The sequence below is a fragment of the Nocardioides sp. Root190 genome, assembly GCF_001428565.1.
Classification (GTDB): Bacteria; Actinomycetota; Actinomycetes; order Propionibacteriales; family Nocardioidaceae; genus Nocardioides.
Genome location: NZ_LMIA01000008.1, coordinates 499,523 through 522,210, shown reverse-complemented (window position 1 = coordinate 522,210; position 22,688 = coordinate 499,523). Strand labels below are relative to the sequence as shown.

Here is a 22,688-nt window from a genome sequence, read left to right as displayed (position 1 = left end):
ATCACTGCCAGGCCTTGACCCAGTCGACCTGCATGGTGGCCGGGAGGGGCAGTGCACCGTCGAAGAGGTTGAGGCCGGTTCCGAGCAGCTGGGTGAGGTTGATGATGAACCTCTTGCGGAAGGTGCTGGCACCGTCGGTGTTGACCAGGCAGGTCTTGCCGTCGACGAAGATCGTCAGCCTGTCGGCGGTCCACTCGAGGGCGTAGGTGTGCCAGTCCCCGCGCGAGGTCACGCAGTTCCAGGCGGTGTTCAACCCGTTGACGGCGCCACGGATGTCCGCGCTGTAGTGGAGGAACGGGATGGCGAGACCGGGTCGGTGGGAGTACGTCTCGACGATGTCGATCTCGCCGGTGTTGGGCCAGTCGGCGTCCGAGCCGTGGCGCACGTCCGGCCAGAGCCAGAACGCCTCCTGGAGCCCGGGGCCGGCGACGTCCTGGACCTTCATCCGCGCTTCGAACCGACCGTACTGCTGGCTCCAGCGCCCGTAGGTCGACACCCATCCCGAGACGTGGGAGCCCCGGGTGCCGTCGGCCCGCAGGGGGCAGAGGAGGTCCTCGGTGGTCGGGACCGCGCTGAGGCGCAGCGTTCCGTCCGCCACGGCGACGGTCTGCGGGCTGTCGAGGACGCACAGGTCGCCGGAACCCACGAGCTGCGAGGCGACCCAGCGGTTCGGGTCGAGGGTGGCGCCGTCGAACTGGTCGACGAAGCTGCAGGCGTACCAGCCGCCATCGGCCTTGCGGGGGCGGACGCCGCAGTCGTCCGCGGCCGGAGCCACCACTTTGGGTGGCGTGGGGGGCGTGGCCTTCCTGCGCGCCGGGACGGTCCGGGTCCTGCTGGGTCGGCCGCCCGACACCGCACGGAAGGTCCGCGCGCGGGCGGAGACGGGCACCCGGACCCGGTAGGTGCCGGACCGGTTGGCGCGCACGGAGCGCACGGTCGTCCAGCGGGTGGTGCGGACCTGGATCCGGACGATCGCCCGGGCCCGCGCACGCCCGGACAGGCTCACCGAGGACGACGAGGCGACCGGGCGGTCGAGCACCGGGGTGGCCCGGTTGCCGGCCTCCGCCGGCGCCTGCGGGGCCCACAGGCCCACGGCGATCACGAGAGCGACCACGCCGCCGAGCAGGCGGGTGAAGGCCCGTCCGGACTCCCGATTTCGCTCCATGCGTCAACGCTAGGAAGGCGCAGGGGTCCGCCGGATCGGACAGCAGGACGGACTCGATGGGCCCGACGGTGAGCATTCCGGGGACGGGGGTCCGCGGGACCGGGTCCGTGGGACCGGGTCCGTGGGACCGGGTCCCCGGGACGGGGTCCCTCGGCGGGCGGCGGACGGGCGGGCGGGCGGGACTCAGTCCGGACGCAGGTCGACGCCCAGCCAGCGCAGTCCGACCGGGTCGATCTCGACGAGCCGCGGGTCGGCCTCCGGGTCGACCTCGGTGAGCGCGGTCGCGCGGGCGATGCGGATCTCGAGGCGCGCATCGGCGAGTCCCTCGGCCAGCCCGCTGCCCCACTCGACGACCGTCACGGCCTCGTCGAGATCGGTGTCGAGGTCGAGGTCGTCGAGCTCGCCCCGGCCGCCGAGGCGGTAGGCGTCGACGTGCACGAGAGCCGGCCCGGTCCCGAGCGAGGGATGGACCCTGGAGATGACGAACGTCGGCGAGGTGACCGCGCCACGGACGCCCAGGCCCTCGCCCAGGCCACGGGTGAAGGTCGTCTTGCCCGCGCCCAGCTCACCGGTCAGGACGAGCAGGTCACCGGGACGGAGGTGTCCGGCCAGCCGCACGCCCAACGCGTGCATGTCGTGGGCCGAGTCGACCTCCACCACCGTCGGGACCGGGCGCGCCATCTCGACGTACGGCGCATGGCGGGCCGTCTCGATGAAGCCCATGTCCCTCCAGAAACCGACAGTCCGTGGAAGTTCCTCGCGGGCCAGGATCACCGCGCGCAGCGGCGCGACCGCGCCCGGAGCGACCTGAGCGGCACGTCGTGCGGCCTCGGCGAGCGCGGCCCGCACGAGTGCCTTGGCCAGGCCCTGTCCCTGCGCCGTCGGGTCGACCCCGAACCGGCGCAGGTAGATCGCGTCGCCGACCGGATCGAGGACGACGGCACCGACCGGACGGCCGTCGACGATCGCCAGGAGGCCGCCGCCAGGGGCGAGCATGGCCGCCACACTGGCCTCGGTCTCGGCGAGGGCCTCGGTCGGCGGGTCGAGCACCGGGCGCGCCGCGAAGGCCGCCTGCACGACCGACAGCACCTGGGCTGCGGCCTCGGGACCCACCGCCCTGATCTCCGCGCTCACCGGGCCGTCGCCCTCGCAGCGGCCGCGGTGATCAGCTGGTCGAGCTCGGCGTTGACCAGCTCGTGGCGCTCCATGGTCACCATGTGGCCGGCGCCCTCGCACTCGAGCAGCCGGGCGTCGGGGATCCGGGACTGGAGCTTGCGGGAGTGCCCGATGGAGGTGAGGCGATCGGCGGTGCCGCAGATCACCGAGACCGGGACGGCGCCCAGCACCTCCACGAAGTCGAACTTGTCGAGGCTGACGAAGTGCGGGAAGAAGTCGGCGACCACCTCGAACGGGGTGGCCGAGAGCATCTCGTCGACGAACTCGACGTAGCCGCGCGGCACCTCCTCGCCGAAGGCGAAGCGGTCGGTGGCCACGGTGCCCATCGCCGCACCGACGCGCCGCAGCGAGTCGACGGCGCGGTGCCCGAGGTGCAGGGCGCGTACGGCGTTGCGTGCGAACGGACCGCCCAGTCGGGCCGGCACCAGGGGCAGCAGGATCCGGCTCGGGTCCAGTCCGCCGGCAGTCGTCGAGATCAGGCCGACCCCGACGACGCGGTCACCGATCAGCTCGGGGTACTGCTCGGCGAACGCCACGATCGACATCCCGCCCATCGAGTGGCCCACGAGCACGACCGGTCCGTCGGGGACGACGGCGTCGAGGACCGAGTGCAGGTCGCGACCGAGCTGGTCGATCGTCGAGTGCGCGCGATCGGAGTTGCCGGACCGTCCGTGCGAGCGCTGGTCGTAGTAGACCGAGCGCACCAGCCCGCGGTAGGCGGCGCGCTGGAAGTGCCAGCAGTCGAGGTTGAGGCAGAACCCGTGGACGAAGACGACCGTCACCCGGGGCGTGCCCTGGTGGCTGCGTCGCAGCAGCCGGTCGACCGCACCCGCTGACCCGGTGTGCTCGACCTCGTCGACCTCGACGTACAGCGCGACGCCGTCGTCAGCGACCACGGTGATCGGGTCCGAGCGCAACGCACCGAAGGTGATGTCCTCGCCGGCCCGGCGACTGATCTGCCGCTGCTGGCGCAGGATCCCCACGGCCGTGCCCGCGGCCGCGACGCCGAGGGCACCGGCGAACGAGCCGAGCACCCTTCCACGGCGGCTCATCGGGGTTCCCCGTCGACGTACCTGCGGCTCATCCGGCCCCCGATCCTGGTCACGATCTCGTAGTTGATGGTCCCGCAGGTCTCCGCCCAGTCCTGCGCGGTCGGCCCCCCGGCCGACGGTGGCCCGAACACGACGACCTCGGTGCCGACCGGCGGCCGGTCGCCGCCGAGGTCGACGACGACCTGGTCCATGCAGACGGTGCCGCGGATCGGGCGCAACGCACCGGCGATGCCGACCCGGGCGGCGGCCTCCGGGGCGCCGGGGCGCGAGGCGTTGCGCGGGATCCCCTCGGCGTACCCGACCGGGACCAGCCCGACGGTCGTCGCCTGCTGGGCCGTCCAGTGGTGTCCGTAGGAGACGGCGTCGCCGGGCGCGAGGTCCTTGACCATCACCAGCGGCGCGCGCACGGTCATGGCCGGCACCAGTCCGATGTCGGTCGCCTGGCCGGGTGCCGGGTCGAGGCCGTACATCGCGATGCCGCAGCGCACGGCGTCGAAGCGCGCGGAGGGACGCAGGATCGCGGCAGCCGAGTTGGCCAGGTGGCGGATCTCGGGGCGCAGGCCGTGGCCGGCAGCGAGGTCCAGGGCGTCGCGGAAGGCAGCTTCCTGCCGGTCGTTGGCGGGGTGCGAGGGGTCGTCGGCGCAGGCGAAGTGGGACCACAGTCCGGTGATGCGCCAGGTCCCCTGCTCCTCGCCGACGCGGGCGCGGGCGAAGAGAGCCGCCCAGTCGGCGCGGCTGGCACCGCCGCGGGACAGGCCGGTGTCGACCTTGAGCTGGATCCGGGCCGGGACCGCCCGCTCGCCGATCGCGGCCGCGATCTCGTCCAACTCCTCGACGGAGTAGGCCGTGACGTCGATGTCGGCGTCGACGGCGGCGGCGTGGTCGGAGGTCGGGGAGGTGATCCAGCAGAGCAGGGGTACGTCGACGACGCCGGCCGCTCGGAGCGCAACGGCCTCCTCGATCGTGGCCGTCGCGAGCCAGGCCGCACCACCCTCGAGGGCGGCTCGCGCGGTCTCCACCATGCCGTGGCCGTAGCCGTCGGCCTTGACCACGGCGATCAGCGGGACCCCCGCCGTGGCGGCGAGCAGACGCGCGTTGTCCCGGATCGCCGCGACGTCGACGACGATCTCCGCGGGGCCGAGCAGCGGTCGCGACATGGTGCTCATCGTTCCATCAAGGGTCGGTGAGGGTGGCGAGCAGGGCCGGGAGTGCCGCTGCGACGTCGCCGGCGACGAACGGCCCCTGCTGCGCGGCGAGCGTGGCTGCGGCACCGTGGAGCCACGAGCCGACGGACGCCGCGTCGAACGGGCAGAGACCGCTGGCGAGCAGGGCGCCGATGAGGCCGCCGAGGACGTCCCCCGCCCCGGCGGTGGCGAGCCACGGGGTGCCGGTCGTCGTCACCCGGACCGCTCCGTCCGGCGCCGCGATCACGGTACGGCGGCCCTTGAGCAGCACCACGGCGTCGTACTCCTGCGCAGCACGGCGGGCGTGCTCGAGCGGGCTCGCCTCGATCACGGACCGTTGCGCACCCAGCATCCGGGCGAGCTCCCCGGCGTGCGGGGTGAGGACCGCGTCGCGGCCGCGGGCGAGGTCGGCGAAGGCGAGGGCGTCGGCGTCCACGACAACCGGGACGGCGTCGGCCAACGCCGCGCTCAGGGCGGGCTGCGCGGCGTCGTCGCTGCCCGAGCCGACCACCCACGCCTGCACCCGACCGGGGCCGACGACCTCCGGATGGGCTGCACGGACCTGGCGCAGCACGACCTCGTCGCCGTCGTACCTGACCATCCCGGCGAGGCCGCACGACGCACCGGCGACGCTGAGCAGGCCGGCGCCCGGGTAGGCCGCCGAGCCGGCGCGGACGCCGACGACACCGCGGGAGTACTTGTGGCCGTCGAGCGCCGGGCGCGGCAGCAACGCCGCGACGTCCATCGGCTGCAGGGCCTCGATCGGTGCGGGCGGGAGGTCCAGGCCGATGTCGACCAGGTCGACGGCGCCGCAGGCGAGCGCTGCGGGGTCGAGCAGGTGGCAGCCCTTGTGGGTGCCGAAGGTGACCGTCAGGTCCGCCACGACGTGGGGTCCGGCGATCTCGCCGGTGTCGACGTCCACGCCGGACGGCACGTCGACGGCCACGACCGGGACGCCCGCGACGGCCTCGAGCGCCGCCACCGCGTCCGGGCGCAGTCCGGGACGTCCACCGATGCCGAGGATGCCGTCGATCACGACGTCGAACCCGTCGTGCGCCGAGCCGGCAGGAGCGACCCGGCCGCCGACGGCGCGGAACGCGGCGAGACCGTCCTCGTGCACGGAGTCCGCGAGCAACCAGGCCTCGACCCGGGCGCCGCGACGGGCCAGCACGACGCCGGCGTACAACGCGTCCCCGCCGTTGTGACCGGGCCCGACGAGGAGGAGCACCCGGCGGCCGTAACCGCCGCCCAGCAGGTCGAGCACTGCGTGGGCCAGGCCGTATGCCGCCCGCTGCATCAACGCGCCCTGGGGCAACCGGGCGAGCAGGTCGGCCTCGGCGGCGCGGACCTGTTCGACGGTGTGGGCGCGGAGCATCAGTCCTCCAGCACCACGACCGCCGACGCGATGCCGCCGTCGTGGGTCAGGGACAGGTGCACCGAACGGACGCCGAGCGCGTCGGCCTCGGCCTGGACGGTGCCCCGGATCAGGAACCGCGGCCGGCCGGTGTCCTCGGAGACGACTTCGGCGTCGTGCCACGACATGCCCCGGGGAGCGCCGAGCGCCTTGGCGAGCGCCTCCTTGGCGGCGAAGCGGGCAGCCAGCGAACGCATCGCCAGACCCCGCTCGCCCTCGGTGAAGAGCTTGTCGACCATCGCGGGAGTTCGACGGCAGGACTCCTCGAACCGGGCGATCTCACACACGTCGATGCCGACGCCCACCACGGCCATGAGTCAGGACCTACTCGACGGTGACGGACTTGGCGAGGTTGCGGGGCTGGTCGACGTCGTGACCGAGCGCCGTGGCCAGCTCGCAGGCGAAGAGCTGCAGGGGCACGATCGCGACCAGGGGCTGTAGCAGGACCGGTACCTTCGGCAGCCGGATCAGGACGTCGGCGTACGGCTCGATCGAGGTGTCGCCCTCCTCGGCGAGGCAGATGGTGCGGGCACCGCGGGCGCGCACCTCCTGGATGCCGCTGATCATCTTGGAGTGGAGGCTGTCGCGACCCTTCGGGGGCACGACGCACAGCACCGGCAGGCCCTCCTCGATCAGCGCGATCGGGCCGTGCTTGAGCTCGCCGGCCGCGAAGCCCTCGGCGTGGAGGTAGGCGAGCTCCTTGAGCTTGAGCGCTCCCTCGAGGGCGACGGGGTACCCGGCATGGCGGCCGAGGAAGAGCACCGAGCGGGTCCCGGCGTGGTCCCGGGCGAGCTCGTAGACCGCCTGCGATCCCTGGAGGACCGTCTCGATGTGCTCGGGCATCGCCTCGAGCTGCTCCATGATCTCGTCGATCTCGTCGCCGTAGCGGGTGCCCTTGACCTGCGCCATGTAGAGCGCGAGGAGGTAGCAGGCGACCAGCTGGGTCAGGAAGCCCTTGGTCGAGGCGACACCGATCTCCGGGCCGGCGTGGGTGTAGATCACGGCGTCGGACTCGCGCGGGATCGAGGAGCCGTTGGTGTTGCAGATCGCCAGCACCTTGGCCCGCTGGGAGCGGGCGTGCCGGATCGCCTGCAGGGTGTCGGCGGTCTCCCCGGACTGGCTGATCGCGACGATCAGGGTCGTCGAGTCGATGATCGGGTCGCGGTAGCGGAACTCGGAGGCGAGCTCGACCTCCACCGGCGTCCGGGTCCAGTGCTCGATGGCGTACTTCGCGACCATGCCGGCGTAGAACGAGGTGCCGCACGCGATGATGATGATCTTGTCGACGTCGCGGAGCTCCTCGTCGGCGAGGCGCATCTCGTCGAGCTGCAGCTGGCCTCCCACGGTGCGACGGCCGATCAGCGAGTCGGCCACGGCCCGCGGCTGCTCGAAGATCTCCTTGCGCATGAACCAGTCGTGGCCGTCCTTCTCCGCAGCGGAGAGGTCCCAGTCGACGTGGAACTGCTCGACCTCGACCGGCTCACCGAAGAAGTCGGTGACCACGACCTCGTCGGGGGTCATCACCACGATCTGGTCCTGGCCGAGCTCGAGCGCCTCGCGGGTGAACTCGATGAAGGCCGCGACGTCGGAGCCCAGGAAGTTCTCGCCGTCGCCCAGGCCCACGACCAGCGGCGAGTTGCGGCGCGCGGCGACGACCTTGTCGGGCTCGTTGGCGTCGATCGCGACGAGGGTGAAGGCACCGTCCAGCTGCTGGCAGACGCGCTGCATCGCGACCGTCAGGTCGACCCCGGACTGCACCTGCAGCTCGACCAGGTGGGCGACGATCTCGGTGTCGGTGTCGGAGAGGAGCTCGTGGTCGTCGGCCTCGACGCGCTCACGGAGCTCGATGAAGTTCTCGATGATGCCGTTGTGAACGAGCGCGACGCGGCGCACGCCACCGGTGTGCGGGTGGGCGTTGGCGTCGTTGGGCGGGCCGTGGGTGGCCCAGCGGGTGTGCCCGATCCCGATCTGCGCGACCGGCAGCGGCGTCTCGTCGAGCACCTTCTCCAGGTTGACGAGCTTCCCGGCGCGCTTGCGCACCGACAGCTCGCCGTCACTGACCACGGCGACCCCGGCCGAGTCATAGCCGCGGTACTCCAGGCGGCGCAGGCCGTCGATGACCGTGTCCGTGGCCGACCTGGGCCCGACATATCCGACGATCCCGCACATGATCGCCCACTGTAGTGGCTCCTGGAGCGAGGACCACGTCGCCGGGCGGCGGGTGAGGACGTGAGATCGGCCCCGGATCGGGACGCGCCCACCGGGCGTCGTACCCCGACTGGAACAATCGTCGTCATGCCGACCGCTCAGGACACGGTGGAGACCCCGGGTGAAGAGCCGACCAGGGAGTCATCGCCGTACGTCGAGCTGGACCGCGCGACCTGGGCAAAGCTGGCCTCCGAGACCGAGAGCCCGCTCACCAAGGACGAGGTCCAGCGCCTTCGCGGTATCGGCGACTCGCTCGACGTGCGGGAGATCCGCGACGTCTACCTCCCCCTCTCCCGCCTGCTCAGCCTCCGGGTCAACTCGGTCACGCGCCTGCACCACGAGCAGGAGGCCTTCCTCCACCGCGTGACGCCACCGCGCACGCCGTTCGTGATCGGCCTCGCCGGCTCGGTCGCGGTCGGGAAGTCGACCGCAGCCCGCGTGCTCCAGCAGATGCTCGCCCGCTGGCCCGAGCACCCCAACGTCGCGCTCGTCACCACCGACGGGTTCCTCTACCCCAACGCCGAGCTCGAGAAGCGCGGCCTGCTCGAGCGCAAGGGCTTCCCCGAGTCGTACGACCGGCGCGCGCTGTTGCGCTTCATCATCGACATCAAGTCCGGCAAGGACGAGGTCGAGGCGCCGGTCTACTCCCACCTGGTCTACGACGTCGTGCCCGACGAGAAGGTCGTCATCAAGAGCCCCGACATCGTGATCGTCGAGGGTCTCAACGTCCTCCAGCCGGCGCGGGTCCGCGAGGACGGCCGCACCGCCCTGGGGCTCTCAGACTTCTTCGACTTCTCGATCTTCGTCGACGCCAACACCAACCACATCCGCGAGTGGTACGTCGACCGCTTCCTGAAGCTGCGCGAGACCGCCTTCCGCGACCCGAACTCCTACTTCGCGAAGTACGCCGCGCTCAGCCACGACACCGCCGTCGACGAGGCGCGCCGGATCTGGGACTCGATCAACGGCCCGAACCTCGCGCAGAACGTCCAGCCGACCCGCTCCCGGGCGACCCTGGTGCTCCGCAAGTCCGCGGACCACTCGGTGCAGTACGTGCGGCTGCGCAAGATCTGAGCCGCACGCGTCGTTGGGTCGTCCACGAGCAGGCGGGTGCACCGGAGCGGCTCCCCGTCGGTCGAGGAGGTCGCGCAGCGACCGTCTCGAGACCYSGTGAGTCGGTGCCGGAACTCAGACGTGGGCAGTCGGGTGCACCGGAGCGGCTCCCCGTTGGTCGAGGAGGTCGCGCAGCGACCGTCTCGAGACCCGGTGAGTCGGTGCCGGAWCTCAGACGTGGGCAGTCGGGTGCACCACGGCCAGAGGTCTCGAGACGGCCGCGGGCGGCCTCCTCGACCAACGGTGGCCGTCCGCCGTACCACGGCCAGAGGTCTCGAGACGGCCGCGGGCGGCCTCCTCGACCAACGAACCACCCGACCGCGGGGTCAGGAGTCCGCGACCGCCAGCCTCGCCTTGAGCAACGGGACGGCGGGGTGGTGGAGGCGGACGTCGCGACCCAGCTGGGCGAGACATGCCTCCAGCACGGCCGTGTCGTACGGCGCGAGCTCGATGTACTGCAGGACGGCATCGGGCTGGGGGTCGGCCAGGAGGGCCTCGCGGACGGCGACGGCGACGTACTCCCCCATCTCGACGAGGGCGGGGCTCTCGGTGCCGGGCAGGAGGTCGCCGCCGTAGGCGTCGACGGCGGCGGCGACCTCGCCGCGGCGCAGGAGGCCGAGGACGTGGTCGACGTCGGTGGCGATCGGCATGAGGAGGCGGTAGGGGCGGGAGGCGAGCTGGCCGGCGAGGGCCTGGCGCAGGTGGGAGACCTCGGCCTTGAGGGTGGAGAACGTGACGGCGTGGTCGCCGTAGAGCATCGCGTGGAGCTGGTCCAGCGAGAGGCCGTCGGGGTGGAGGGCGAGGAGCGCGAGGATCTCGGACTGGCGACGGTTGAGCAGGAGCCGCTGGCCGTCGACCCACGCCTCGGCGGTGCCGAGCAGGCTCAGCACGAGGCCTGGCTCGACGAGCTCCTCGGCGGCCACGGCCTCCTGGACGTAGTGCTGGGTGTTCGGCAGCGCCTGCTCGACCAACCGGGCCAGCACCCGCGCCGTGGCCAGGCCGATCGGGTGGGTGCGGTCCCAGCTGGTCGAGATGTCGAGGACGCCGAGCTTGGTGCCGCTCACCGGGTCGTGCAGCGGCGCCGCCCAGCACACCCAGTTGTGCACGATCGGGGCGTAGTGCTCGGCACTGAAGACCATCGAGGGCCGGTCCATCCGGTTGGCGAGGTCGAGCGCATTGGTGCCGACGGACCGGTCGTCCCAGCGGCCGCCGGCGACGAAGTTGACACTCTCCGCCTTGCGCCTCATCACCCGGCCGCCGTACGTCCACAGCACCCGGGTGTCGGGGTCGGTGACGGCGAGCACGAGGTCACCGTCCTCGGCAGTGCGCCGCAGCTCGTCCTCGACGCGCTCGACGGCCACCTGGAGCGGTGAGCCCTGCCAGAACGACTTGGTCTCGGACTCGTCGGCCAGCGGTGCCTCGACGACGTCGGGCATCACGGACGCGCCGGAGCGCTCCCAGCTGTCCCGGATCTCCGGACGCACGAGCGTCGCGGCCCGGTCCCCCTCCTCGACGAAGGTGGTCCAGGCCGAGAGGGCCGCCCGTCGGCGCTCCAGGAGCTCGTCCACACCCAGCACAGTACCCCTGGGGTGTGACGGCGATCACGTGCCGTCGGGACTGCCCCGTCGGTCAGGGAGCGACGGGGTAGTGGCTCGCGATCGCGATCCGGTTCCAGGTGTTGATCGCGATGGCGACGGCGATGACCGCGGCCACCTTCTTCTCGTCGAGGGCTGCCTCGATGTCGACGGCGGGCGCCGCACCGGTGTGCAGGTCCCCGATCCGGGTGACCTGCTCGGCGAGGGCGAGGGCGGCCTGCTCCTGCGGGGAGAAGTACTGCGACTCCCACCAGGCGGCGACGACGGCGAGCCGGTCGGCGCTCTCGCCCCGCTCCATGGCGTCACGGGCGTGCATCCGCAGGCAGAAGGCGCAGCCGTTGAGCTGCGAGGCGCGCATCTTGACCAGCTCGACGAGCAGCGGGTCCAGGCCGGCCGCGACGGCTGCGTCGTCGGCCGCCTTGTCCGCCGCGAGCTGCGCCTCGTACAGGCCGGGGACGAGCTTGGTGATGTTGGCGTGCGGGAGCATGGGCTTCCTGCCTCTCCTGTCGACGGGCCACCGTGTGCGGCCTCGATCACTTGACGACACAGGCCCCGCAGATGTGAGGTGCTCACACTTCGTGCCGTTGCCTCGTCAGACCTGCGTGAACCCCGAAGGACGTGAACCCGTGGACGCCATGAGCGACGACCTCGACGAGGTGATGGCGGAGCGCAGCCGGCTGGTCGCGCTCGGCTACCGGATGCTCGGCTCGGTCCAGGAGGCCGAGGACGCCGTGCAGGAGACCTACCTGCGCTGGTACCGGCTCGGTGAGCAGGAGCGAGCCGCGATCGACACACCGCAGGCCTGGCTGACCCGGGTCGCCAGCCGGGTCTGCCTGGACGTGCTCAAGTCGGCGCGCGTCCGCCGGGAGCAGTACGTCGGGCCGTGGCTTCCCGAGCCGGTGCCCGCCGACCTCCTCCTGGTGTCCTCGCACGCCCCGGACCCGGCGGACCGGGTCACCCTCGACGACACCGTCAGCACCGCGTTGCTGGTGGTGCTCGACGCGATGACACCGCCGGAGCGGGTGGCGTTCGTGCTCCACGACGTCTTCGCGGTGCCCTTCGGGGAGATCGCCGACGTGGTGGGGCGCTCCCCCGCCGCGGTCCGCCAGCTGGCGAGCTCGGCCCGCCGCCGGGTCGCGACGCACCGGGAGTCGGTCGCGGCCGCTCCCGAGCACGACGCGATCGTGCGCGCCTTCGGGGCGGCCGCCGCGGGCGGCGACCTGGGTGCGCTCGCGGCGCTCCTCGACCCCTCCGTGGTGCTGCGCTCGGACGGGGGCGGCCTGGTCAGTGCTGCCCTCAAGCCGGTGTCCGGTCCGTCCAAGGTGGCCCGCTTCGTGCTCGGCTGCATCGACAAGCGCCCCACGTGGCGGATGGTCGAGCGCCCGACCGCCGACGGCCTCGGCTTCGTCTGGTTGGAGGGAGAGGACGTCCTCGGAGTGATCAACCTGCAGGTCGCCGACGGTCTGGTCACCGACGTCTGGATGGTCGTGAACCCTGACAAGCTCGCCACCTGGCGGAACTGACGCCCGAGCGGTCCGCCGCTCAGCCGTGGATCCGGCCCTCCCGCGCGGCCAGCGGCGCGCCCGTCCCGCCCCACCGTCCGGCGACGATCTCGGCTGCGATGCTGATCGCGGTCTCCTCTGGGGTGCGGGCACCGAGATCCAGTCCGATCGGGCTGGAGAGGCCGGCCAGCTCCGCCTCGTCCAGCCCTGCCTCGCGGAGTCGTTCCATCCGGTCGTCGTGGGTACGCCGAGAGCCCATCGCGCCGACGTACCCGATCTCCGGCAGGCGCAGCGCCACCTCCAGCAACGGGACGTCGAACTTCGGGTCGTGCGTGAGCACCGTGATCACCGTGCGGCGGTCGATGCGACCTGCGTCCCACTGGGCCTCGAGGTAGCGGTGCGGCCACTCCACGACCACCTCGTCCGCGCCGGGGAACCGGCTCGTGGTCGCGAAGACGGGACGCGCGTCGCAGACCGTGACGTGGTAGCCGAGGAAGCCACCCACCCGTGCGACCGCGGCCGCGAAGTCGATCGCCCCGAACACCAGCATCCGCGGCGCCGGCGCGAACGCCCACACGAACACCCGCATCCCCTCGCCGCGTCGTTCGCCGTCGGGTCCGTAGCTCAGCGTGCCGTGGTGTCCCGAGACCAGCAGCCCGAGCGCGTCGTCCCTCACGGCGTCGTCGATCCGGGTGCTGCCCAGCGATAGTCCCGGGTCAAAAGCACCCTTCTCGGCCGCTTTCCGGTGCTTTTGGCCCGGGACTACCGCAGACGGGGCACCAGTGGGGCTGGTGGGATCAGCAGGACGGACGACGATGCGACGGCCGACGTACGACGGGTCGGGGTGGTCGACGACGGTGGCGACCGCAACGGGGAGCCCGGCCTCGATGTCGGCCGCGATCTCGCCGAGCTCGGGGAAGGTCTCGCGGTTCACCTTCTCGACGTAGACGTCGAGGATCCCGCCGCAGGTGAGGCCGACGGCGAAGGCGTCGTCGTCGGAGACCCCGTAGCGCTGCAGCCGCGGCGCACCGGAGGCTGCGACCTCCTGCGCCAGGTCGTAGACGGCTCCCTCGACGCAACCGCCGGACACCGACCCCACGGCGGAGGCATCCGGTCCCACGAGCATCGACGCGCCCGGCGGCCGCGGCGCGGAGCGGAAGGTCGCGATGACCGTGCCCATCCCGACGGTCTCGCCGGCCTCCCACCACGCCAGCAGCTGCGGCAGCACCTCACGCACGGGCCAGCACCTCCGTCAGCTCCGCGAAGGTCGCCAGCGAGTGGCCGGCGAGGAAGGCGTCAACGTGCGGGAGGACGGCCAGGACGCCCTGCTGGACCGGCTGGTAGCCGTCCTTGCCGCGGTGCGGGTTGACCCACACGACCCGGTGGGCGAGCCGCTGCAGCTGCGCGACCTGGTCGCCCAGCAGCTGGGGATCGCCGCGCTCCCAGCCGTCGCTGAACACCACTACGACCGCACCCCGCGCCATGCCGCGCCGCCCGTGACGGACGAGGAAGGCGTGCAGCGTCTCGCCGAGCCGGGTGCCGCCCGACCAGTCCGGGACGACGTCGCCCGCCGCCGCGATCGCCCGGTCGGGGTCGCGCAGCCGGAGGGACCGAGTGATCCGGGTGAGCCGGGTCCCGACGGTGAAGACCTCGACCTGCGGCCCGGCGGTGGCGAAGCGGTGGGCGAGGCGGAGCAGGGCGTCGGCGTACCCGCTCATGGAGCCGGACACGTCGACCAGCAGCACCACCCGGCGTGGCCGGACGTCGCGGCGACGGCGATGGATCTGCGCGGGCTCGCCCATCCGTCGCAGGCTGGCGCGCAACGTCCGGGAGGCGTCGACGGCCCCCCGCCGGTGAGGGGTACGACGTGCGGTCGGCCGCACGGGAAGACGCACCCTCAGCTCGGCGAACATCGCCGCGAGCAGGGCCCGCTCGGTCGGGTCGAGGCCCGCCACGTCGCGGTGCCGCAGCACCTCCGCGGCGCTGGCGGCGGCGCGCACCGGATCGTCCTCGGCGGCTCCCGCTCCCTCGCCCTGGTCGTCGGGGAGCAGTGCCACACCGGGACGTGGCTGGACCGTTCGGGGTCGCAGGGTCGGGGTCGTGGTGTCGCGGTGGAACCACTCCTCGAAGACCCGGTCGTGCCGTTCGACGTCCTCACGGGTCGCGCACAACGTGGCCCGCCCGGCAGTCCGGGTGGCGGCGGGGTCGCCGAGGCCGACGATCGCGACCGCGTCGAGGTAGGCGCGGGTGCGGTCCTGGGTCACTGCCACCCCGGCGCCCCGCAGCGCCGTGGCGAACCCGAGCAGGATCTCGTCGGGCTGCCGGTCGAGGACTCCGGAGGAGCCGCTCATCGCGCCAGCATCCGGTCGATCGCCGCCCGCGCGCGCTCCGCGTCGTCGCGATGCTTCACCAGCGCTCCGAGGGTCAGCGCCGCGGTCTCCACGTCGAGCTCGGTGGTGCCCAGGTGCTGCAACGCGCGCGCCCAGTCGAGGGTCTCGGCGACCCCCGGCGCCTTGATCAGGTCCTCGGTGTCACGCAGCCGCTGGACGACGTCGACGACCTGGCGAGCGAGCTCCGCGCTCACCTCGGGGGCGCGGGAGCGGACGATGGCGACCTCGCGGTCCAGGCCCGGGTGGTCGATCCAGTGGTAGAGGCACCGGCGCTTGAGGGCGTCGTGCAGCTCGCGGGTCCGGTTGGAGGTGAGCACGACCGTCGGCGGGGTGCTTGCCTGCACGGTTCCGAGCTCGGGGATGGTGACCTGGAAGGTCGAGAGGACCTCCAGCAGGAACGCCTCGAACTCGTCGTCGGCCCGGTCGACCTCGTCGATCAGCAGCACCGCCGGCGCCTGCTGCAGCGCGGCCAGCACCGGCCGGGCCAGGAGGAACCGCTCGTCGTAGAGGCTCTTCTCGGCCTCCTCGAGGTTGCGCCGCTCACCGCCGGCGGGGTCGCTGCCCGACAGCGCCTCGAGGGCGCGCAGGTGCAGGATCTGGCGCGGGAAGTCCCAGTCGTAGAGCGCCTGGGTCGCATCGATCCCCTCGTAGCACTGCAGCCGCACCAGCGGCTGGTCGAGCGCTTGGGCGATCGCCTCGGCGAGGGCCGTCTTGCCCGTCCCCGGCTCTCCCTCGAGCAGCAGCGGGCGGCCCATCTGCAGTGACAGGAACAGCACGGTCGCCAGCTCGTCGTCGCACAGGTATCCGGTCTGCTCGAGCCGGCCAGCCAGCTCCGCGACGCGGGGGTCCATGCTCGCAGGCTATTGAGCCGGGCGTTGGTCCGTGGTTGGCCCGACCGGCTCGTCGACGTCGACGCCGGACGCGAGATCCCCGCACTCCACGAGCACCGGGTCGTTGACCGACAGGAAGAGCCGCGCGCCGCGGTCGCCCGACGCCGCATCGGCCACCTTGACCCAGTGCTCCCGCCCGAGCAGGACCGGGTGCCCCGGTGTGCCGTCGTACGACGCCCGCGCGAGCGCTCCCGGACCGGCCTCGGCTGCCAGGACCCGGCGCACGACGTCCGCGGAGACGTCCGGCAGGTCGACGAGGTGGACGAGCGCAGCGTCGGTCTGCGTGTCGGCCAGCGCCCGCAGGCCGGCGCGAAGGGATGCCCCCATCCCGGCCTGCCAGGCCAGCGACCGCGTCACGTGCACCCGGGTCAGGTCGAGGTCCGCGTCCGCCAGCAGGCGCTCGGCCTCGTCCGCCGAGGCACCGAGCACGACGGTGACCTCAGCGCAGCCACCGTCGAGCAGGACGGTCGCCGACCGGACCAGCCACGGGAGCCCGTCGTCGTCGCGGACCAGCGCCTTGGGCTGGCCCATCCGGGAGCCCGCGCCGGCGGCGAGGAGCAGCCCGTGGACCGTCACGGCAGCGCCGCGATCGCCTCGACCTCGACCAGCTGGTCCGGGTAGCCGAGCACGGTGACGCCGAGCAGTGTGCTCGGGGCGTCGTGCTCGCCGAAGGCCGCGCGCACGACCTGCCACGCAGCGACCAGGTCGGCCCGGTCGGAGGAGGCGACGTAGACGGTGGACTTCGCGACGTCGGCCAGGGTGCAGCCGGCTGCGGCGAGGGCCGCGACCAGGTTGTCCATCACCAGCCCGGCCTGGCCGGCGACGTCGCCGACGAAGGCCACCTCGCCTGACTCGTCGAGCGGGCAGGCGCCCGCAGTGAGGACCAGGGCGCCCACGCGTGCGGCATAGGCGTAGGGCACGTCGTCGGTCAGGGTCGGTGCGCGCAGGAGTTCGACGGGCATGGGTCCATCTTGGCGCGGGTGTCCAGCACCGCGCTCCCGGAATGGCGGCCGAAATGGCCACAGGGCCCCCGCGCGGAGCGGGGGCCCTGTGGGTGAATCTTCCGTGCAGGTGACTCGGTTTCGAGACGCGTCGCTCACTCGCTTGCTTCGCAGCGCGAGGGAGCCGACGCTCCTCAACCCTGTCCCTGTGATAGTCCGCGAAGCGTGCGAGCGAGCTCGCACCGCATCGCGGACAAGGGGGACTAGAAGTCCATGCCGCCCATGCCACCGGTCGGGTCGCCGCCACCAGCGGCAGCCTTCTCCGGCTTGTCGGCCACGACGGCCTCGGTGGTGAGGAACAGCGCGGCGATCGACGCGGCGTTCTGCAGCGCCGAGCGGGTGACCTTGGCCGGGTCGATGATGCCGGCGGCCAGCAGGTCGACGTACTCACCGGTCGCGGCGTTGAGGCCCTGGCCGGCAGGAAGGTTCGCGACCTTCTCCGCGACGACGCCACCCTCGAGGCCGGCGTTGATCGCGATCTGCTTCAGCGGAGCGGAGAGCGCGACGCGAACGATGTTCGCACCGGTCGCCTCGTCACCCTCGAGCTCGAGCTTCTCGAAAGCGGTCGCGCCGGCCTGGACCAGTGCGACGCCACCGCCGGGCAGGATGCCCTCCTCGACGGCCGCCTTCGCGTTGCGAACGGCGTCCTCGATGCGGTGCTTGCGCTCCTTGAGCTCGACCTCGGTGGCCGCGCCGACCTTGATGACAGCAACGCCGCCGGCCAGCTTGGCCAGGCGCTCCTGCAGCTTCTCGCGGTCGTAGTCGGAGTCGGAGTTCTCGATCTCGGCGCGGATCTGGTTGACCCGGCCCTCGATCTGGCCCTGGTCGCCGGCACCCTCGACGATGGTGGTCTCGTCCTTGGTGATGACGACCTTGCGGGCCTGGCCGAGCAGCTCGAGACCGGCGGACTCGAGCTTGAGGCCGACCTCCTCGGAGATGACCTGGCCACCGGTCAGGATCGCGATGTCCTGCAGCATGGCCTTGCGGCGGTCGCCGAAGCCGGGAGCCTTGACGGCAACCGACTTGAACGTGCCACGGATCTTGTTGACGACCAGGGTCGACAGCGCCTCGCCGTCGACGTCCTCGGCGAGGATGACGAGCGGCTTGCCCGACTGCATGACCTTCTCCAGGAGGGGCAGCAGGTCCTTGACGTTGCTGATCTTGGAGTTGGCGATGAGCACGTAGGCGTCCTCGAGGACGGTCTCCATGCGCTCGGGGTCGGTGACGAAGTAGGCCGAGATGTAGCCCTTGTCGAACCGCATGCCCTCGGTGAGCTCGAGGTCGATGCCGAAGGTGTTCGACTCCTCGACCGTGATCACGCCCTCCTTGCCGACCTTGTCCATCGCCTCGGCGATGGCGTCACCGACGGTGGCGTCGCCGCCGGCGGAGATGGTGGCGGTGGCGGCGATCTGCTCGCGGGTCTCGACGTCCTTGGCCAGGGCCAGGAGCTGCTCGGTCACGGCGGTCACGGCTGCCTCGATGCCGCGCTTGAGGCCCATCGGGTTCGCGCCGGCGGCCACGTTGCGGAGGCCCTCCTTGACGAGCGCCTGGGCGAGCACGGTGGCCGTCGTCGTACCGTCACCGGCGACGTCGTCGGTCTTCTTCGCGACCTCCTTGACCAGCTCGGCGCCGATCTTCTCGTAGGGGTCCTCGAGGTCGATCTCCTTGGCGATGGAGACACCGTCGTTGGTGATCGTGGGGGCGCCCCACTTCTTCTCCAGGACGACGTTGCGACCCTTCGGGCCAAGGGTGACCTTGACGGCGTCAGCAAGCGTGTTCATCCCACGCTCGAGGCCGCGCCGGGCTTCCTCGTTGAAAGCAATCAGCTTCGACATGTCTCTTGCGATCCTTCGCAGGTGCGTTCGTGGTGATCCGGCCCGAGGAACCGGTCCGGGATTGGCACTCTGATCTTACGAGTGCCAGCCTCATGTTTAGCACTCGCCCCCTGCGAGTGCAAGGAGATGGCGGCCCTCAGCCCCGCTCCGCTCGCCGGGCGAGCAGGTCGGCGAGCAGGTCGGCGAACGAACCGGCGAGGTCGGGTACGACGTCGAGGTACAGCCCCGGCTCGATCAGCTCCAACTCGCTGAGGGACCACTGGCCCTCCCACTGCATCAGGTCGACGCGGGCGTAGGCGAGGTCGCCACCGCGCAGCGCGGCCGCGGACCGCACCGCCTCACGGGCGACGTCGGCCCGGACCGGGTCGAGCGCGACCGCCCGGCTGCTCCCGCCGTACTTCGGGTGGACGCGCACCTCCTCGCCCGCAGCGACCTTGTCGACCTGGGCGACGGGTTCTCCTTCGAGCACGAAGACGGAGGACTCCCCCGCCGTCCGGACCGACTCCACGAGGGGCTGCGCGATCCACGGCCCCGCCAGCAGTCCCGCCAGGGCCGGGTCGTCGGTGCGCGACGCGACGACCAGCCCCACGCCCCCGGCACCGGTGCGTGGCTTGACCACGACGGTGCCCCAGCGCCCCAGTGCGTCGCGCAGGCCCGGGGCCAGCTCGGTGTCGGCCAGGAGCGCCGTCGGCACGACGGGCACCGCGTCGGCGAGCTCGATGAGATATCCCTTGTCGGCGTTCCACGCGAAGACGTCGGAGCCGTTGAGCAGTCGCGTGCCGGCCTCGACCCGGCGCGCCCAGGCGAGGAACTCGGGCAGGCGGCGGTGGTAGTCCCACGTCGAGCGGACGGCGACCAGATCGGCGACCGCCCAGTCCACGGCCGGGTCGTCCCAACACACCCACCGAGCCTCGACGCCGCGCTCGGCGAGGGCCTCGACGAGCAGGGCACCGTCGGGCTCGCCGTCGGGGAGGAGGTCGAAGGTGGCCAGCAGCACCGAGGGGGTCGTGGCGGTCATGGCCGGACCCTACGACGGGTCCGCGAAGCTCCCGATCGGCACCTCGTCGCCGGGCGCCCAGCCGACCAGACGGGAGACCCGCCGCAGGTCGGGGGTGCCGACCCGCCAGGCGAGGATGCCGGCGCTCCCTGAACGCGACTGCAGCAGGACGGTGCGGTCGTCGAGCCAGCCCACGACCGGGCAGCAGGCCTTCCACCGACCGCCCTGGCCCGGCATGACCAGCAGGTGGACGTCGCCGCTGCCGACCCGGGCGGCGAGCGCGTCCGCGCTGCCCTCACTGCGGCCGTCGGGCGCCGTGACCGGGTCAGCGAGGTACTCCGCCTGCGCCACCCCGCCGCCGGACGAGGTGCGGACCGGGCCGTAGGGCTCGTCGACGACGTCGCGGACCCTCGGCAACGACGGGAGCGGAGTGACCGGCTCGGCACCCGTGACGTCGTACGTCGTCCCGGTGCCGTCGGGCGGCCCCAGCTCCCCGGGCGCCCAGACCTCGGTGGCGCTGATCCAGCGCGCACCCTCGGCCAGCCACGGGACCGTCTCGTAGCTGTCCCACGTCCCCTCGCGCAGGTCGTAGACCTCGAGCGATCGCTCCTGCACGAAGAACACGTGGCGCCCGTCCGGGGACAGGCTCTCCTCGCCGAGGGGGGACAGCACGTTGCCCTCCTCGTCGGTGACCGGGTCGAGGCGCGCGACGTCCAGCGAGTACGACGTCCGGTCGGTCCCGACCACCACGACCCGTCCCGGACCGGCCCCCTCCCCGGCGACCTCGAAGACGGCGACGGCCTCGACGCCGGGCCGGTGCGCAGGGGCACCGTCGGCGAGATCGATCTCCGCGGGGAACGGCGTGCCGTCGAGGACCGGCAGCCCCGCCTCCCCGGCCACGTCGGGCGCCCACCAGGTCGGTGCCCCACGATGCTCACCGCCGCGCTCGACATCGGCGTCGACCGCGCCCGAGGCGGTGGGCGTGCCCACCGGCTGCACGGGGCGCACCGGTCCGCCGTCCTCCCCGGTCGGCCGCACCACGACCAGGGCCAGCACGACGGCGGCGACGGCGGCGGCAGCGGTCGTCGCCGCGCGACGACGCCGGACGCGGCGGGCGGCGCGCCAGGCACCCTCCCCGAGGTCGGTGGGCTCGAGGTCCGCCACTCGTTCATCGAGCAGGTCCCGCAGTCGCTCGTCGGTCATGTCAGCTCTCCTCCCCGAGCAGCTCGGCGAGCTCCGGCGCCGCCTGGCGGAGCCGGAGCAGTGCGAGATGGGTCTGGCTCTTGACGGTGCCGACGCTGACGCCGAGGACGTCGGCGGCGGCCCGTTCGGTCAGGTCGTCGTAGTAGCGCAGCACCACGACGGCCCGCTGGCGCGGCGTGAGCGCGGCCAGTGCCTGGTCGAGGAGGATCCGACGCTCGGAGAGGGGTGCGTGGTCGGGCACGCTCCGGTGCGCCACCGGCTCGACGAGCACCTCGCGGCGTCGCTTGCGCCAGGCGGAGATGTTGTCGCGGACGATGATCTGGCGCGCGTACGCCTCGGGGTTGTCGTCGCGGAGCCGACGCCACCGCAGCGCCACCTTGGTCAACGCCTCCTGGACCAGGTCCTCGGCGCGGTGACGGTCGCCGGTGAGCAGGACGGCGGTGCGCAGCAGCGCCAGCTGGCGCTCGCCCGCCCAGCGCCGGAACGACTCCTCATCGGTGCTCACACCCCATCAACGCACACCCGCCCCGAAAGGTTGGAGGTGCCTCAGTCCGCGATGACCCCCGCCGGCCGGTGGTGCCCGAAGGGGACCGTGTCGGCGTGCCCGAGCGCGAGCAGCACGGACGGCAACAGCGCCTTCGCGGTGCGCTTGTAGCCGAGCGCACTGGGGTGGAACCGGTCGAGGCTGAACATCTCGTCGGGGTTGGTGATGAAGAACGGGCCCACGACGTGCGCGAGCGACACCGCGTGCGCGCCCTTGCGTACGGCGACCTCCGCCTGGGCCACGGCGAGCTGGCGCGACATCCGCGAACCCAGTGACCGCAGCGGCTGGGGCACGGGACGCAGCGCCCCCAGGTCGGGGCAGGTCCCGACGACGACCTCGGTCCCCAGCTCGCGGAGCCGGACCACCGCCTCCTCGAGCTGGGCCGCCGAGGTGGCGACCGGGACCCGGTGCGTGACGTCGTTGCCGCCGACCACGATCACCGCGACGTCGGCCCGGTAGCCCTCGGGGAGCCCGTCCAGCTGACCGGCGAGCGCCGAGGTCTCCGAACCCACGACGGCGGCGGTGTGCAGCGCCACCGGTCGCTTGAGGGTGGTGGCCAGGCTGCGGGCGAGCCGGGCGCCCAAGGTGTCCTTGGGACGCTCCGCGCCGAGCCCGGCAGCGATCGAGTCACCCAGGACGAGGAGCCGCAGCGGCGGGGCGTCGTACGACTTGCGCTTCCAGGTCTTGTCGGCCGCGAGGGCCTCCTCGCCGAGCGGCTTGCCGATCCGGGCCCGGGCGATGGCGGCCTGACGGCGCAGCAGCTCCCGGCCGCCGCCCGTGGTGACGCCGATGCCCGCCAGGGCGACGCCGGCAGCGACCAGGGTCTTGCGGGTGAGACTCATGGTTGTTGTTGAACCAGACCGCCCTGAACACCTCGTGGCCACCCGGTGGCCCCCGCATGTCAGGGCGACGCGATCTCGATCACGGGTTCGTGGTGCACGGGGAAGTTCACCGACGCGGCGATGAAGCAGTTCGCGCTGGCCTCGACGTGGATCTCGCGAGCGAGGTCGGCCTGCGCGGCGTCGGTGATGACCACTCGCGGGCGCAGGGTGACCGAGGTGAAGTGTCCGCCCTGACCGACCTGGGACATCGTGCCGACCGGGCTGTCGTCGTAGTCGACCACGACGATGCCGTGGGTGACGGCGGAGTGCAGGTAGGACAGCAGGTGGCACTGGGCGAGCGCGGCGAGGAGCATCTCCTCGGGGTTCCAGCGGCCCGCGTCGCCGCGGAAGGTGGGGTCCGCCGAGCCGGCCAGGTCGGGCTTGCCGGCGGCGCGCAGCACGACGTCGCGGCCGTAGTCGCGGTAGCCGGAGGTCCCGGTGCCCCGGTTGCCCTCCCAGACGAGGTCGAGGGCGTAGTGGTGGTCGCTCACGGGTCCCATTGTCCCGATGTCGTCCGATGTTGGACCGATGACCGGGA

General features: G+C 72.5%; 22 protein-coding genes. 2 read left to right on the top strand and 20 right to left on the bottom strand.

Annotated features, from left to right (window positions below):
* Window position 1 precedes the first annotated feature (1 nt).
* From ASE01_RS08920 to glmS, 7 genes are all read right to left on the bottom strand, one after another.
* A complete protein-coding gene (locus tag ASE01_RS08920; protein WP_056749804.1) occupies window positions 2-1,165 on the bottom strand; it encodes a glycoside hydrolase family 16 protein in 1,164 nt (387 codons plus the stop codon).
* A gap of 183 nt (window positions 1,166-1,348) precedes the next feature.
* Window positions 1,349-2,299 carry a tRNA (adenosine(37)-N6)-threonylcarbamoyltransferase complex ATPase subunit type 1 TsaE gene (gene tsaE / locus ASE01_RS23970; protein WP_200958785.1) on the bottom strand — a complete coding sequence of 317 codons (951 nt, stop codon included), beginning with the start codon at window positions 2,297-2,299 and terminating at the stop codon, window positions 1,349-1,351.
* Entirely contained in the window at window positions 2,296-3,393 is a 1,098-nt protein-coding gene (locus tag ASE01_RS08910; protein WP_056749803.1) for an alpha/beta fold hydrolase, read from the bottom strand. The genes tsaE and ASE01_RS08910 overlap by 4 nt, the downstream gene beginning before the upstream one ends.
* Window positions 3,390-4,559: an alanine racemase gene (gene alr / locus ASE01_RS08905; RefSeq protein WP_321164121.1), complete on the bottom strand. Its 1,170-nt coding sequence runs from the start codon at window positions 4,557-4,559 to the stop codon at window positions 3,390-3,392. Before alr ends, ASE01_RS08910 begins: the two co-directional genes overlap by 4 nt.
* A gap of 7 nt (window positions 4,560-4,566) precedes the next feature.
* Window positions 4,567-5,952, bottom strand: a complete 1,386-nt coding sequence (locus ASE01_RS08900) for a bifunctional ADP-dependent NAD(P)H-hydrate dehydratase/NAD(P)H-hydrate epimerase (protein ID WP_056749802.1) — start codon at window positions 5,950-5,952, stop codon at window positions 4,567-4,569.
* Window positions 5,952-6,305, bottom strand: coding sequence for a holo-ACP synthase (locus ASE01_RS08895; protein ID WP_056749801.1), 354 nt, complete (start codon window positions 6,303-6,305; stop codon window positions 5,952-5,954). Before ASE01_RS08895 ends, ASE01_RS08900 begins: the two co-directional genes overlap by 1 nt.
* 10 nt (window positions 6,306-6,315) lie before the next feature.
* Window positions 6,316-8,160 carry a glutamine--fructose-6-phosphate transaminase (isomerizing) gene (glmS, locus tag ASE01_RS08890; protein WP_056749800.1) on the bottom strand — a complete coding sequence of 615 codons (1,845 nt, stop codon included), beginning with the start codon at window positions 8,158-8,160 and terminating at the stop codon, window positions 6,316-6,318.
* 126 nt (window positions 8,161-8,286) lie between these two features.
* On the opposite strand from glmS, the gene coaA reads away from it, so the two are divergent.
* Window positions 8,287-9,273: a type I pantothenate kinase gene (gene coaA / locus ASE01_RS08885; protein WP_056749799.1), complete on the top strand. Its 987-nt coding sequence runs from the start codon at window positions 8,287-8,289 to the stop codon at window positions 9,271-9,273.
* Between the two features lie 365 nt (window positions 9,274-9,638).
* On the opposite strand, the gene ASE01_RS08880 is transcribed toward coaA, so the two are convergent.
* Window positions 9,639-10,880, bottom strand: a complete 1,242-nt coding sequence (locus ASE01_RS08880) for a transcriptional regulator (RefSeq protein WP_235535923.1) — start codon at window positions 10,878-10,880, stop codon at window positions 9,639-9,641.
* Between the two features lie 61 nt (window positions 10,881-10,941).
* Window positions 10,942-11,394, bottom strand: a complete 453-nt coding sequence (locus ASE01_RS08875) for a carboxymuconolactone decarboxylase family protein (RefSeq protein WP_056749798.1) — start codon at window positions 11,392-11,394, stop codon at window positions 10,942-10,944.
* A gap of 148 nt (window positions 11,395-11,542) precedes the next feature.
* On the opposite strand from ASE01_RS08875, the gene sigJ reads away from it, so the two are divergent.
* Window positions 11,543-12,430 (top strand): RNA polymerase sigma factor SigJ, encoded by an 888-nt coding sequence (gene sigJ, locus ASE01_RS08870; RefSeq protein ID WP_056750177.1) that lies wholly within the window; start codon window positions 11,543-11,545, stop codon window positions 12,428-12,430.
* A gap of 19 nt (window positions 12,431-12,449) precedes the next feature.
* Here the strand turns inward: sigJ and ASE01_RS08865 are convergent, their stop codons facing one another.
* The 11 genes from ASE01_RS08865 to ASE01_RS08815 all read right to left on the bottom strand — a co-directional run bounded on the left by ASE01_RS08865 (window position 12,450) and on the right by ASE01_RS08815 (window position 22,641).
* Window positions 12,450-13,646 (bottom strand): XdhC family protein, encoded by a 1,197-nt coding sequence (locus tag ASE01_RS08865; protein WP_056749797.1) that lies wholly within the window; start codon window positions 13,644-13,646, stop codon window positions 12,450-12,452.
* Complete coding sequence (locus ASE01_RS08860) at window positions 13,639-14,760, bottom strand: vWA domain-containing protein (protein WP_056749796.1); 1,122 nt, start codon at window positions 14,758-14,760, stop codon at window positions 13,639-13,641. Before ASE01_RS08860 ends, ASE01_RS08865 begins: the two co-directional genes overlap by 8 nt.
* Window positions 14,757-15,650, bottom strand: a complete 894-nt coding sequence (locus ASE01_RS08855; protein ID WP_056749795.1) for an AAA family ATPase — start codon at window positions 15,648-15,650, stop codon at window positions 14,757-14,759. Before ASE01_RS08855 ends, ASE01_RS08860 begins: the two co-directional genes overlap by 4 nt.
* Before the next feature lie 9 nt (window positions 15,651-15,659).
* Entirely contained in the window at window positions 15,660-16,265 is a 606-nt protein-coding gene (locus ASE01_RS08850; RefSeq protein ID WP_082605921.1) for an NTP transferase domain-containing protein, read from the bottom strand.
* A complete protein-coding gene (locus ASE01_RS08845; protein ID WP_056749794.1) occupies window positions 16,262-16,651 on the bottom strand; it encodes a RidA family protein in 390 nt (129 codons plus the stop codon). Before ASE01_RS08845 ends, ASE01_RS08850 begins: the two co-directional genes overlap by 4 nt.
* A 242-nt stretch (window positions 16,652-16,893) precedes the next feature.
* Window positions 16,894-18,525: a chaperonin GroEL gene (groL, locus tag ASE01_RS08840; protein ID WP_056749793.1), complete on the bottom strand. Its 1,632-nt coding sequence runs from the start codon at window positions 18,523-18,525 to the stop codon at window positions 16,894-16,896.
* Window positions 18,526-18,661: 136 nt separating this feature from the next.
* On the bottom strand, window positions 18,662-19,543 hold the full coding sequence (locus ASE01_RS08835) for an ATP-grasp domain-containing protein (protein WP_056749792.1): 882 nt from the start codon (window positions 19,541-19,543) through the stop codon (window positions 18,662-18,664).
* Between the two features lie 9 nt (window positions 19,544-19,552).
* Window positions 19,553-20,725, bottom strand: a complete 1,173-nt coding sequence (locus tag ASE01_RS08830) for a hypothetical protein (RefSeq protein WP_056749791.1) — start codon at window positions 20,723-20,725, stop codon at window positions 19,553-19,555.
* A 1-nt stretch (window position 20,726) separates the two neighbouring features.
* Window positions 20,727-21,230, bottom strand: a complete 504-nt coding sequence (locus ASE01_RS08825; protein ID WP_056749790.1) for a SigE family RNA polymerase sigma factor — start codon at window positions 21,228-21,230, stop codon at window positions 20,727-20,729.
* Between the two features lie 41 nt (window positions 21,231-21,271).
* Window positions 21,272-22,111: an SGNH/GDSL hydrolase family protein gene (locus tag ASE01_RS08820; RefSeq protein ID WP_082605920.1), complete on the bottom strand. Its 840-nt coding sequence runs from the start codon at window positions 22,109-22,111 to the stop codon at window positions 21,272-21,274.
* Between the two features lie 59 nt (window positions 22,112-22,170).
* Window positions 22,171-22,641: an OsmC family protein gene (locus ASE01_RS08815; RefSeq protein WP_414858529.1), complete on the bottom strand. Its 471-nt coding sequence runs from the start codon at window positions 22,639-22,641 to the stop codon at window positions 22,171-22,173.
* Between the last annotated feature and the right edge of the window lie 47 nt (window positions 22,642-22,688).